The following is an 11,668-nucleotide window of genomic DNA, read 5'->3' as shown; positions in this document are numbered from 1 at the left end:
GCTTGGCATATTCTAATTTTTGAAGAGGGCTGACAGTAATTTTCGTTTTTCTAATCATGATAAATACCTTTAAGATTTTGCTTATTTTAAGCTATAAATCTCTACAGTTTCATTAGACCATTACAGTAATGACTTAAAACTCGGTAAGTTCCATCTTGAATCTCACCAACGTCCTCAAAAACCCAAACACTATTTAATTCAACTTGCATTTTGCTGCTCTCCAACTTGCCTCGCCACCTTTACAACCTGCAAAATTCCACTTTCAGCTATAGGCTTATTAAGGTCTACACAAACTTGCTTTGTCGCTAGCAAAACCTTCAATAAAACTAAGGCGTCATCATGTTCAACATTCAGTTCACGAATAAAGTCATTACATAAATCTTCAATTAAATTAGTTCCTAATTTAACAATAGACTTAGCTTTTTCAATTGTGTCATTTTGAAAATTACTCCCTTGTCGATACGGTGAAGTGAACCATTGAATATTTCGAGATTGGATTTGAGTCTGCTCTGTCATTGAAAATATATGAAATGCAATACCTTGTAGCTGCCACCAAACCCTCTCAATATCGAGCTTTTCAGCTGTACGTTTATCTTTTAGATCATCAGCAGGCTTAACACTTATCGCCTCATACCAAGTTTTAGTGCCGTCAGTCAGAGTTAAAAGAAAATCAGTCGTCATCACATTGAAACATTTTTCTTTTGTCATTGGGATTATCGGATGATCGACATCTAGTGTCTTTGCTATTTTGACCGAGAGGTCGAGTGGGAGAAGGGGAAATTGCTCACGAATATCAATAACAGGATCACAAAACTCTGCTAGGTAAAAAAAGCATGATTCTTGCTCTGATAATGTGTGGTGAACTCGGTTAGATTTGATTCCATCGATTTTACCGCTATTTCCGGCAGAATTAACATCTTGTACACGCAACCAAGGCATGTACGCATCACCTTCACCTAAGCCATAATTATTCTTTAATGCTCGCTGATAATCTTTAAGATTCTCTAGCTTCCTAAACCGTCCCAAGTTAATTCACTCCATAGCATTTGATAAAGTGAATTATAGCTTAGTGTACAGACTTTATTATTCCAAAATGAACTTATGTACAAACTTTATTGCTTGTGTACAAACTTTATTGTGCCAAAACAACTAAACTGCCAATCCTGCAGCGACACCAGAGCTCCAAGCCCACTGAAAATTAAACCCTCCTAACCAGCCACTTACGTCCATAACCTCACCAATAAAGTACAGCCCAGGAACGTTTTTGGCTTCCATGGTTTTTGATGACAATTCATTGGTGTCAACGCCACCTAAAGTGACTTCTGCGGTGCGGTAACCTTCGGTGCCATTCATGGTAATAGACCAGTCGTTTAAGTCGTTAGCTAGTTTTTCTCGCTCGCCGTGGCCGAGTTGGTTTAATGCTTTATCCAGTTGAGACTCGTCAAATAATGTTTCGACCAAACGTTTAGGTAACCACTGGCTTAAGGTATTGCGTAGGCTTTGCTTTGGATGATGTTTAAGTGCAAATTCAATTTTATCTAACGCGTTTTCACCCGGTAATAAATTGATAGAAATAGCTTCACCTGGCTGCCAGTAATTAGAAATTTGCAGTACTGCTGGGCCTGATAGACCTCGATGAGTAAACAATAACGCTTCGCTAAATTGAGTACCATCTTGGGCAGTAATGGTTGTCGGCACAGCAATACCCGATAACGGTTCAAAGCGCACTTTTTGTTCGGCATGCCACGTAAACGGAACCAGGCCAGCACTGGTTGATAACACCGTTAAACCAAATTGTTCTGCCAGCTTATAACCATAAGGTGTAGCACCTAATTTAGGCATGGACAAACCGCCAGTCGCTATGACTAACGACTCGCAGCTAAAGTCGCCATTTGAGGTAGTTAAATTGAAGCCTGTATCTGTTTTAGTAACAGATAGCATTTGAGTACGCAGCTTTACCTTAACGCCGGCCCATTCGCATTCAGTCATTAACATGGTGACGATTTCTTTGGCTGAGTCATTACAGAATAACTGCCCATGCTCGCGCTCATGGTACTCAATACCATGGCGTTCAACTAACTCAATAAAATCGCTTGAACGATAGCGAGCCAATGCCGATTTGACAAAGTGTGGATTGCCACAAATAAACTGGTGCGGCTCAACTTTTTGGTTGGTAAAGTTACAACGTCCGCCACCACTGATAAGAATTTTTTTGCCAGCTTGTTTGGCATTGTCCAGCACCAATACATCACGACCTCGATAGCCCGCGGTTGCAGCACACATTAATCCTGCCGCGCCGGCGCCGATAATAATTACGTCATGATGTTTCACGTTTTACTCCACACGTTAAATGGGTTGTTTTGTATTTAATTGATAAATATTAAATGCAAAAAAGGATGCTATTTTAGCATCCTTTTTGGTATCTACTCACGGTTAACTTAGCCGCTTTGTTGCACTATTTTTTCAGTGTTTCAGATTTTTTGTCTCGACTGAGTAACTCTTTCGCTGCTTCAACCGGTGATTTACCTTGGTATAATACTTGGTAAATTTGCTCGGTGATCGGCATTTCTACTCCTAGGCGTTTGGCTAAGGTAAACACTTCTTTAGTGTTTCGGTAACCTTCGACTACTTGACCGATTTCTTCTTGCGCGGTCATCACGTCTTTGCCTTGACCTAAAGCCAAACCAAAACGACGATTACGCGACTGATTATCGGTACAAGTTAATACCAAGTCACCTAAACCCGCCATACCCATGAAGGTTGATGCATCGGCTCCGATAGCTTCACCTAAACGGCTCAGTTCAACTAAACCACGGGTGATGAGTGCGGTGCGTGCATTTGCACCAAAGCCAATTCCGTCGGACATACCGGCACCAATGGCAATCACGTTTTTAACCGCGCCGCCTAATTGTATGCCGATAAAGTCGTCATTTGCGTATACACGCAAGCGTTTTGGACTATGAAGCAATTCGACTAAGTCATGGGTAAACTGTGGGCAAGTACCCGCAACCGAAATAGCGGTTGGTAAACCAGCGGCTAATTCTTTGGCAAACGTAGGTCCAGATAACACAGCAAGTGGATAATGTTCACCTAATTGCTCACGGGCAACATCTTGTAATAAACGGCCAGTTTCAGGCTCTAAGCCCTTGGTCGCCCACACAATACGTGCATCGTCACGCAATAATGGTTTTGCTTGCTTAAGCACGTCACCAAATACATGGCTTGGTACAACAACCAAAATATTTTTGCTTGCGGCTAAGGCTTTGCCTAAATCAGCTTCGATTGATAAACAATCTGGAAACTGAATGCCAGGCAAAAAACGTTCATTACTGCGGCTTTCCGCTAACACTTGCATGCTTTTAGGATCGTGACCCCAAAGCAATGTCTTATGGCCGTTGCTGGCTAAAGAAATAGCAAGGGCGGTGCCATAAGACCCCGCCCCTAATACCGTAATTTCGGCAGCGTTATTCATAAATTATGCTGTTGCTTCTTCAGTTGCAGCAGCTTGACGCTGTTGAACGTACTGAGCAAATAGAGCATCAAAATTCACTGGAGCAAGATTTAGTTGTGGGAAAGTACCACGGCCAACTAAGTTGCCTACTAATTCACGCGCATATGGGAACAATACGTTAGGGCAATATGCACCTAAAGAATGGGCTAGTTGTTGCTCAGTTAAACCAACAATCGAGAAAATACCCGCTTGCTGAACTTCACATAAAAATGCGGTATCTTCGCCATTTTTAGCAGTCACTGTCAGTGATAAAATCACTTCATATGTGTCGTCAGACAATTTGTTGCTGCGAGTATCTAAATCTAATTTTACTTCTGGGTTCCATTCTTTCTGGAAAACAGCTGGGCTGTTTGGCGTTTCAAAAGACAAATCCTTTGTATAAATACGCTGAATGTTGAACTGTGGTGCTTGTGCTTCGTTGTTTGCTACTTCAGCCATAATTTCCTACCTATCAATGTTATTTAGCTTTTCTGTGAAGCTAATTGTGTTGGGCTTACACACTTAATGCATAAAGAATTAATCTAACATTAGTGTTATCCCGTAAAGTTGATCCAGCTCGATAAATGATAACGAACAAGATCTTGATAATAAACCGTGTTAACTCATACCCAAATTCGTTAACACTGAATACCATTAAGCAACGATATTAACGCTTGCTTTTAACGACTGGTAAATTAGCACCTTGCCATTCGCCCATGCCACCTTTAAGGTTAAACACGTTTTCAAATCCTTGTTTAGTAAGAAGTTGAGCTGCTTGGCCTGATGTCATACCTGAGTTACATACTAATATAATGGGGCTGGTTTTAAACTTTTCAAGGCTAGTGACTTGATTATTTTTAATTTCTGATAAGGTCACATTGAGTGAATCAACAATATGGCCTTTCTTAAATTCTTCTTTGCCACGCACATCAACGAGTTTGGCATCTTGCTTATTCACCATGAGTGTTAGCTCTTGATGACTGACATTTTTCACTTTTGATGTACCAGATTTAATGACACTAACAACAAGTGCTACAAACAAGCCGACCCACGCTAAGCTTAACATTGGGTTCGCTTTAAAAAATTCCATATATTCTTGCATAATTACTGATTTCTCTGACGATGACTAAGATGAGATGGCCTCGAGTATATCGTTTTGCTCGGCAGTTTTCATTAAAGAAACACCTAAAATAAACGGTTTAAGCCGAGTTATTCGTGACTAGTGCCTCGTTATCAGCTGCTTTAGTTATATCTTCAAACCTATATGCCTTTTGCACACTATCGATAAGTAGTAATATTCATACAATTGAAATTTTATAACACTTCTATTTTAACTTAATAAGGTACTTGCAAATGGCTAAAAAACGTCCACTCGCATTACTTATCCTTGATGGTTGGGGTTACAGTGAAGACACGCAAGATAACGCGGTTTTTCATGCCAACACTCCAGTCTTAGATAAGCTCAATGCACAATACCCTCACAGTCTTATTTCAGGTTCTGGTATTGACGTCGGATTACCCGATGGTCAGATGGGTAACTCTGAAGTTGGCCATATCAATATTGGTTCTGGCCGAATTGTTTATCAAGAACTCACCCGCATCAGTAAAGCAATTGCAGACCATGAGTTTGAACAAAACGCTGCACTTTGCGACGCGGTAGACAAAGCGATTGCTGCGGATGGCGCGGTGCACATTATGGGACTTCTGTCTGCCGGTGGTGTACACAGCCATGAAGAGCACATTGAAGCTATGTGCCGTATGGCTGTTGAGCGCGGCGCAACAAAAGTGTACTTACATGCCTTTTTAGATGGCCGTGATACGCCACCCCGTAGCGCTAAAAATAGCTTGGTTCATTTTGATGAGCTATTTGCCTCATTAGGTCATGGCCGAACAGCATCAATTATCGGTCGTTACTTTGCCATGGATCGTGACAATCGTTGGGATCGCGTATCGCAAGCCTACGAATTAATCACCGAAGCTAAAGGTAAGTTTACTTATGCTTCTGCACCCGAAGCGCTTGAAGCGGCATATGCTCGTGATGAAAACGATGAGTTTGTTGCGGCATCTACAATTGTCGATGCTCAAGGTGAAACAGCCGTATTAAACGATAACGATTCGCTGATATTTATGAATTTCCGCGCTGATCGTGCGCGTCAAATCACTCGCACCTTCGTGAATCCAGATTTTGACGGTTTTAAACGTAATAAAACACCAAAAATCAATTTTGTGATGTTAACTGACTACGCTGCAGACATTAATGCTCCGGTAGCCTATCCATCGAGTGATTTAGTCAATACCTTAGGCGAAACCCTGCAAAACCAGGGTAAGACCCAGCTGCGTATTTCGGAAACAGAAAAGTATGCCCATGTGACTTTCTTTTTCAATGGCGGAAAAGAAGAGCCATTCGAAGGGGAAGATCGTATCTTAATTCAGTCGCCTAAGGTCGCAACGTATGATCTGCAACCTGAAATGAGCTCGACAGAATTAACCGATAAATTGGTCGCCGCGATAGAATCTACAAAATATGATGTGATCATTTGTAACTATCCAAATGGTGATATGGTCGGCCATAGTGGGAATTTTGATGCTGCAGTCAAAGCTTGTGAGGCGGTTGATGCATGTATTGGTAGAGTCGTTGAAGCGTTAGCTAAAGTGGATGGCGAATGCTTGATTACTGCCGATCATGGTAATGCCGAAAAAATGAAAGATCCTTCTAACGGACAAGCATTTACAGCTCATACCAGTAACTTAGTGCCGTTCGTTTATGTCGGTCGTGATGCCGTCATAAAAGATGGTGGACGCTTGAGCGATATTGCGCCAACTATGTTAACCTTAATGGGCCAAAGCATCCCCAAAGAAATGAGTGGACGCTGTATCATTGACCTTAAAGAGTAAACATTAACTCGTGATAACTCGTTTATTTATTAAAGCCAGCATTGTTGCTGGCTTTCTAATCTTTTCATTTACGGCAAATAGTGCTGACTTGTCTTCACGCCAGTCGGCTTTGAAGTCTATTCAAGCGCAAATAAATCAACAACAGAATTCGCTCAAAGACACCTCGAAGCAACGCGAGAAGCTAATAGCCTTGCTTAAAAGCGACGAGCAAGCAATCGCAAAAGCAGCTAAAAAAGTCAATCAATCACAAAATGCATTGGCTGAAGTTAACGTCAAACTTAACAGCCTGGATAAACAGCAGATTGATTTAGCCAAGCTTAAAACGGGTCAACAAGACACCTTATCAAAACAGTTATCTAGCGCTTATTTGGCTGGTAATCATGATTACACTAAGATGATGCTGAATCAGCAAAATCCGGCCACGATTGAACGCATGCTGGCGTATTATCAATATCTCAACAATGCCCGCATAAAAGCTATTCAACAACTCAAACAAACCAGCATTGATCTTAATAAAGTTAAACAACAACAAGTGACAGCAAAACAAAAACTCAATGCTTTAGTGATAGATCAGAAACAACAAGCTCTGCAATTAACCAAAGAACAAGGTCAACGCCAACAAACATTAACTCAATTACAACGTACCTTATCCAGTAAAGGTGCAGAGTTGGAGCAGTTGCAAATTGAGGAAGCGAGCTTAAAGCGCATCGTGCAACAAGCTATGCTTGCCGCAAAAGCCAACCCAACAATGGATGGGTTAGTCAGTCAAAAAGCCAAATTAAAATGGCCAACTAAAGGCCGAGTCAGTAAACGATTTGGTAGTAATCGCTCAGGACAAATTGTTTGGAAAGGGACTGTGCTGGCTGCACCAGAAGGACAAAATATCAATGCAGTCGCATCGGGAAAAGTTATTTATGCTGACTGGTTACGTGGCTTTGGTATGGTGTTAGTTATTGATCATGGCAAGGGCTATATGAGTCTTTATGGTCACGCCCAAACACTGTTAAGACAACCTGGAGATATGGTAAAAGCTGGTGAGTCTATTGCTCTTGTTGGTCGTTCTGGGGGACAAAGTGAGCCGGGGCTATATTTTGAAATTCGTAATAAAGGTAAGGCAGTCGATCCAGCCTATTATTGTCGTTAACAGCTAAAAATACACGGAATTGATATTCAATCATTGAACTTATTACTCAATATCGAATGATGCCTTGCAAAAGGAAGCGGTAAACCTCCCTAGCAATTAGCACTATATCAATGACCATAACTGTGTCTATAATCACGCCGTTATGTAACACCATTGAACAATATAAACTCACCCAACTAGATAAGCTAAATTCGTGCGAAACCTACTATTACTCCTACTATGCCTATGTAGCAGCATGCCCGCTACAGCCACTAAATTAGCCATTATCATTGACGATATTGGTTATCGCCTAACCGACGAAGCCGCATTGTCATTACCAAGCTCGATCACTTTATCGGTATTACCTCATACTCCGTTAGGACAAAAGCTTGCGCAAGATGGTTACCATAAAGGTCATGAAATTATGTTACACCTGCCTATGCAGGCCTTAAATGGCAAAGCTTTAGGACCAGGAGGACTTACTAATGACATGAATGAGGCACAAATAAAACAACAATTACAAAGCGCGTTCTCTAACATTCCGTTTGCTAAAGGGGCTAATAACCATATGGGCAGTTTACTGACTCAAATGGATGAACCGATGTTATGGGTAATGCAGAGTTTAAAACAGCAGGAGTTGTTCTTTGTCGATAGCTTTACCACTAGATATACCAAAGCCAGCAACAAGTCAATTCAACTTGGAGTGCCATCGTTAAGAAGACACATATTTTTAGATAACGACATTAGTGAACGCGCGCTTGAAAGACAGTTCCAGCAGATGATTGCGCTGTCGAAACGACAAGGTAATCTGGTTGTTATTGCACATCCTTACCCAGAAACCATTCGATTTTTAAACGCTAATTTAGATCGTTTGAACGATAATGGCATCACATTAGTGCCAACATCTCAATTATTTGATGATGTGAATGTGGCAGTATCAAGCCAACTTAATCCAACTGCAACACTGAAATAGATAAGTCCGGTAGAGTAGATAAAATCTCAGCTTTATTGGATACAATATCAGCTAAAGTATATTGATCAAGTACAGCCAGATATGCTGAAACCGCCTGACCCAACACGCCTTTTAATCGACATATTGGCGTAAATCGGCAATAAGGTGATTCACAGTCAATAGGAGATAATGAGTGTTCTAAATCACGTACCAATTGCCCAATTAACACCTCATCAGCAGCTTTTGCTAATCTAAAGCCACCACTTTTGCCTCTGACAGTTTGCAAATATCCCATTTTGCCCAATTGATGGATAATCTTGGCTACATGGTTTGAAGAAAGATCAAACACACTGGTCACTTCAGCAATTCTAAACAAACTTTCGCGTTCAGATTGCACAGCAAGATACATCAAAATGCGAATACCAAAATCTGTATATCGGGTTAATTGCATGATTTAAAATATCCAAGGTAAGTAATAAATGCAGATTAACATGTTAAAGACTCCAAATCAGTGATCAACCATAAAGCTTGCTCATTTGTCGTGCCGCACACATCAATACTCGCACTAAATTCAGCACATACATCTGGACGTTCTGGCTGACCAAATATCATACACAGATTATCAGCATTTAATTGAACACAACGCACCCCAGCAGGTTTGCCTTTTGGCATGCCTGGTATTGGACTTGTTATAGAGGGGGCAATGCAACAGGCACCACAACCCAAACGACAATTCATAACCCTTTCCACTTAATAAAAAAGCACTGTATTTTACAACAATGCACTCATAACGACATGTTTAATGCATTATTGATATCGAGAATAATCAAATAACCGCCAAGTTAAGACAAGTTACCCTTGAACATGTCTAAATCGAATATGCGATTGTATATTAGATCACATTTTTAGTTCTTAAACATTAAGCCGTCCACAGTCATAGTGGTACATTATACCCTCTAATGGAATAAGGAAATTATCTATGAAACGTCCTGTTATTCTCGACTGTGATCCCGGTCATGACGATGCCATCTCACTTATTTTAGCGCTCAGCTCAGCAAAGCTTGATGTATTAGCTGTCACTACCAGTGCTGGTAACCAAACACCAGACAAGACTTTAAACAATGCATTACGTGTATTAACACTTTTAGGTCGTCATGATATCCCCGTAGCAAGTGGCGCCCCAAAGCCATTAGCTCGCGAATTGATCATTGCAGACAATGTACACGGAGAAAGTGGTCTGGATGGTCCCAAATTACCAGACCCAGCTTTTGAACCTGTACAACAAACTGCAATTGAATTGATGGCTGATAAGGTTCGTAACAGCAAGCAACCCGTCACCCTTGTTCCAACAGGCCCGTTAACTAATATTGCACTGTTTCTCGCAGCTCATCCTGAGTTACATCACAACATAGATAGTATCGTTCTGATGGGTGGCGCTGCAGGTGTGGGCAATTGGACACCAGCTGCTGAATTTAATATTTTTGTCGATCCAGAAGCAGCAGATATGGTATTCAAATCTGGCTTGCCAATCGTAATGTGCGGACTAGATGTGACTCACGAAGCCCAGATTATGGATGAGGATATTGAGCGAATTAGAGCCATTAATAATCCTATCGCGCAATGTGTTGCGGAACTACTCGACTTCTTTATGATTTATCACCGCGACCCTAAATGGGGATTCACTGGGGCACCACTACATGACCCTTGCACAATCGCATGGTTACTTAATCCATCACTGTTTACCTCGGTCGATTGTTGGGTGGGTGTTGAAACGAAAGGTGAATATACACAGGGAATGACAGTGGTTGATCGCTATCAATTAACCGGTAAACCGCACAATGCAAAAGTACTATTTAATATTAACCGAACGGGTTTTGTCGACTTTATCGTAGAACGTCTAAGCGATTACTAACAAACTCATGCCATGCAGGATACCAAAAGTCTGTATGGCTACTAAGGATAAACATGAGTACATTATTAGTTATCGGCAGTGCCAATGCTGACCATGTCCTAACATTCAACGAATTACCCAAAGCAGGGCAAACCTTAATTAGTCAACAATATCGATTTGAACTGGGTGGGAAAGGGGCTAACCAAGCTGTAGCTGCGGCAAGATTAAGTAATACTCAACAAAAAGTGTCCTTAATTAGTGCGCTAGGTGACGATAGCAATGCCGCAATAATGCGTAAATCTTGGGCTGCTGATGGCATCGATTTGAACGGATGTTATGAGTTTAAGGATCACAGCACCGGAACAGCGATGATTTTTGTCAACCAGCATGGTGAAAATAGCATTGGGGTTGTACCTGGCGCTAATGCCCTTTTGTCGGTAATGCATATTCAACAACAACAGAATTTGTTTACTCAAGCTAATTATATGTTGATTCAACTAGAAACACCTCTAGACAGTGTACGAGAGGCATTATCACTTGCTAAGCAACATGGCTGTACAACCATTCTAAATCCAGCTCCAGCTGCGACACTGAGTCATGATATTTTATGCTTAATAGATATTATTACCCCTAATGAAACTGAAGCTTTCGCGTTAACCGGAATAGAAGTAATAGATCAAGAAAGTGCATCAAAAGCAGCAGATTATCTTCATGATCAAGGAGTCAACATCGTCATAATTACACTAGGCAGTAAAGGCGCTTATTTCAGTGAGAAAGGTCAAGGACAACACATCCCAACCCCTGTTGTCAGCGCTATAGATACCGTAGCCGCTGGTGACACATTTAACGGAGCGTTAATGGTGGCATTAGATGATGGAAAATCTTTAAAGAATGCTGTCGAATTTGCCAATAAAGCCTCATCCATAACCGTCACGCGTAACGGAGCACAAAGCAGCATTCCTTATAGAATTGAATTAACTTAATTTGAACTTTAATTAATATGTAGCAAATTACTACATCCTAGAAGACTTTACTTATCTCATACAAAACGAGCCACTAACAATATAAAGAATGAACCGCCCCCCCTATGAGGCAAACCGGCTTTAGCGATGCAAGATCACAAAAAACATTTGTAGAATAAATGCTAAGCATTGTCGATAAACATAGTGGACCAGCTGATTTGTACTGCTGTGTTGATTTTTCCATACGAAAAAGGCCTTTGCATTGCTGCAAAGGCCTCATCTTACTTTGGTGGAGCGGACGCTGTCTGCAATCAAAAATGAACCCGCTACCCAGATGACAGTTCACTTGCTGATT

12 protein-coding genes are annotated in these 11,668 nt (G+C 41.1%); 5 read left to right on the top strand and 7 right to left on the bottom strand.

The window, feature by feature from the left end; genetic code table 11:
* Positions 1 to 198 precede the first annotated feature (198 nt).
* The 5 genes from H5202_RS12485 to H5202_RS12465 form a co-directional block, all read right to left on the bottom strand.
* Entirely contained in the window at positions 199 to 939 is a 741-nt protein-coding gene (locus tag H5202_RS12485; RefSeq protein ID WP_259397306.1) for a TnsA endonuclease N-terminal domain-containing protein, read from the bottom strand.
* A gap of 210 nt (positions 940 to 1,149) precedes the next feature.
* The gene (locus tag H5202_RS12480) at positions 1,150 to 2,331 is read right to left on the bottom strand and encodes an aminoacetone oxidase family FAD-binding enzyme (protein ID WP_182772361.1); all 1,182 of its coding nucleotides are present in this window, start codon (positions 2,329 to 2,331) and stop codon (positions 1,150 to 1,152) included.
* A 124-nt stretch (positions 2,332 to 2,455) separates the two neighbouring features.
* Positions 2,456 to 3,472: an NAD(P)H-dependent glycerol-3-phosphate dehydrogenase gene (gene gpsA, locus H5202_RS12475; protein ID WP_182772360.1), complete on the bottom strand. Its 1,017-nt coding sequence runs from the start codon at positions 3,470 to 3,472 to the stop codon at positions 2,456 to 2,458.
* A gap of 3 nt (positions 3,473 to 3,475) precedes the next feature.
* On the bottom strand, positions 3,476 to 3,949 hold the full coding sequence (gene secB / locus H5202_RS12470; RefSeq protein WP_011639424.1) for a protein-export chaperone SecB: 474 nt from the start codon (positions 3,947 to 3,949) through the stop codon (positions 3,476 to 3,478).
* Between the two features lie 208 nt (positions 3,950 to 4,157).
* Positions 4,158 to 4,592 (bottom strand): rhodanese-like domain-containing protein, encoded by a 435-nt coding sequence (locus H5202_RS12465; RefSeq protein WP_011639425.1) that lies wholly within the window; start codon positions 4,590 to 4,592, stop codon positions 4,158 to 4,160.
* A 251-nt stretch (positions 4,593 to 4,843) separates the two neighbouring features.
* Between H5202_RS12465 and gpmM the strand changes: the two genes are divergently transcribed.
* The 3 genes from gpmM to H5202_RS12450 all read left to right on the top strand — a co-directional run bounded on the left by gpmM (position 4,844) and on the right by H5202_RS12450 (position 8,481).
* Positions 4,844 to 6,385: a 2,3-bisphosphoglycerate-independent phosphoglycerate mutase gene (gene gpmM / locus H5202_RS12460; protein ID WP_182772359.1), complete on the top strand. Its 1,542-nt coding sequence runs from the start codon at positions 4,844 to 4,846 to the stop codon at positions 6,383 to 6,385.
* A gap of 10 nt (positions 6,386 to 6,395) precedes the next feature.
* Positions 6,396 to 7,529 (top strand): peptidoglycan DD-metalloendopeptidase family protein, encoded by a 1,134-nt coding sequence (locus tag H5202_RS12455; protein WP_182772358.1) that lies wholly within the window; start codon positions 6,396 to 6,398, stop codon positions 7,527 to 7,529.
* 193 nt (positions 7,530 to 7,722) lie between these two features.
* Entirely contained in the window at positions 7,723 to 8,481 is a 759-nt protein-coding gene (locus H5202_RS12450) for a divergent polysaccharide deacetylase family protein (RefSeq protein ID WP_443019404.1), read from the top strand.
* Here H5202_RS12450 and H5202_RS12445 read toward each other — a convergent pair.
* Both H5202_RS12445 and H5202_RS12440 read right to left on the bottom strand, forming a co-directional pair.
* Positions 8,456 to 8,911: an Rrf2 family transcriptional regulator gene (locus tag H5202_RS12445; protein WP_182772356.1), complete on the bottom strand. Its 456-nt coding sequence runs from the start codon at positions 8,909 to 8,911 to the stop codon at positions 8,456 to 8,458. The genes H5202_RS12450 and H5202_RS12445 overlap by 26 nt on opposite strands.
* A 35-nt stretch (positions 8,912 to 8,946) precedes the next feature.
* A complete protein-coding gene (locus H5202_RS12440) occupies positions 8,947 to 9,198 on the bottom strand; it encodes a YkgJ family cysteine cluster protein (protein WP_182772355.1) in 252 nt (83 codons plus the stop codon).
* A gap of 241 nt (positions 9,199 to 9,439) precedes the next feature.
* On the opposite strand from H5202_RS12440, the gene rihA reads away from it, so the two are divergent.
* Together rihA and rbsK are read left to right on the top strand one after the other, a co-directional pair.
* Entirely contained in the window at positions 9,440 to 10,372 is a 933-nt protein-coding gene (rihA, locus tag H5202_RS12435; protein WP_182772354.1) for a pyrimidine-specific ribonucleoside hydrolase RihA, read from the top strand.
* A gap of 53 nt (positions 10,373 to 10,425) precedes the next feature.
* On the top strand, positions 10,426 to 11,334 hold the full coding sequence (gene rbsK, locus H5202_RS12430; protein WP_182772353.1) for a ribokinase: 909 nt from the start codon (positions 10,426 to 10,428) through the stop codon (positions 11,332 to 11,334).
* The last annotated feature ends 334 nt before the right edge of the window (positions 11,335 to 11,668 follow it).

Source organism: Shewanella sp. SG41-4 (assembly GCF_014164505.1).
GTDB lineage: Bacteria > Pseudomonadota > Gammaproteobacteria > Enterobacterales > Shewanellaceae > Shewanella.
This window is presented reverse-complemented; position numbering and strand designations above follow the sequence as displayed.

Bases quoted from the DNA above. Each gene is read 5' to 3' on its own strand.
- rihA (WP_182772354.1), top strand. From the start codon at position 9,440: ATGAAACGTCCTGTTATTCTCGACTGTGATCCCGGTCATGACGATGCC.
- gpmM (WP_182772359.1), top strand. From the start codon at position 4,844: ATGGCTAAAAAACGTCCACTCGCATTACTTATCCTTGATGGTTGGGGT.
- secB (WP_011639424.1), bottom strand. From the start codon at position 3,949: ATGGCTGAAGTAGCAAACAACGAAGCACAAGCACCACAGTTCAACATT.
- H5202_RS12445 (WP_182772356.1), bottom strand. From the start codon at position 8,911: ATGCAATTAACCCGATATACAGATTTTGGTATTCGCATTTTGATGTAT.
- H5202_RS12440 (WP_182772355.1), bottom strand. From the start codon at position 9,198: ATGAATTGTCGTTTGGGTTGTGGTGCCTGTTGCATTGCCCCCTCTATA.
- H5202_RS12485 (WP_259397306.1), bottom strand. From the start codon at position 939: ATGCCTTGGTTGCGTGTACAAGATGTTAATTCTGCCGGAAATAGCGGT.
- H5202_RS12465 (WP_011639425.1), bottom strand. From the start codon at position 4,592: ATGCAAGAATATATGGAATTTTTTAAAGCGAACCCAATGTTAAGCTTA.
- rbsK (WP_182772353.1), top strand. From the start codon at position 10,426: ATGAGTACATTATTAGTTATCGGCAGTGCCAATGCTGACCATGTCCTA.
- gpsA (WP_182772360.1), bottom strand. From the start codon at position 3,472: ATGAATAACGCTGCCGAAATTACGGTATTAGGGGCGGGGTCTTATGGC.